Origin of the sequence: Chryseobacterium sp. CH25, from assembly GCF_004119455.1 — a bacterium.
Classification (GTDB): domain Bacteria; phylum Bacteroidota; class Bacteroidia; order Flavobacteriales; family Weeksellaceae; genus Chryseobacterium.
In genome coordinates this window covers 1-224 of sequence record NZ_NRQT01000165.1, presented here as the reverse complement: position 1 = coordinate 224, position 224 = coordinate 1, and the positions used below count along the sequence as shown (strand labels likewise).

At 34.8% G+C, this 224-nt stretch carries 1 protein-coding gene; it reads right to left on the bottom strand.

Annotation, left to right across the window (positions count from 1 at the left end; genetic code table 11):
- Positions 1-224, bottom strand: a 224-nt coding sequence (locus BOQ64_RS24360; protein ID WP_228448549.1) for a hypothetical protein, incomplete at both ends; no start/stop codon positions are given.

Sequence of the window (224 nt, the reverse complement as noted above, 5' to 3'; positions counted from 1 at the left end):
CTTATCATTTTGCCCGTTACTGTAATACAGATGGCCAAGCAATAATAGGCTATATTTCCTTTTTGAGTACTCATCTTGACTGTTTTTAGTAAGCTTCCTTTTACAGAATCGAAATACTGAAATGCCTTATCATTTTGCCCGTTACTGTAATACAGATGGCCAAGCAATAATAGGCTATATTTCCTTTTTGAGTACTCATCTTGACTGTTTTTAGTAAGCTTCCT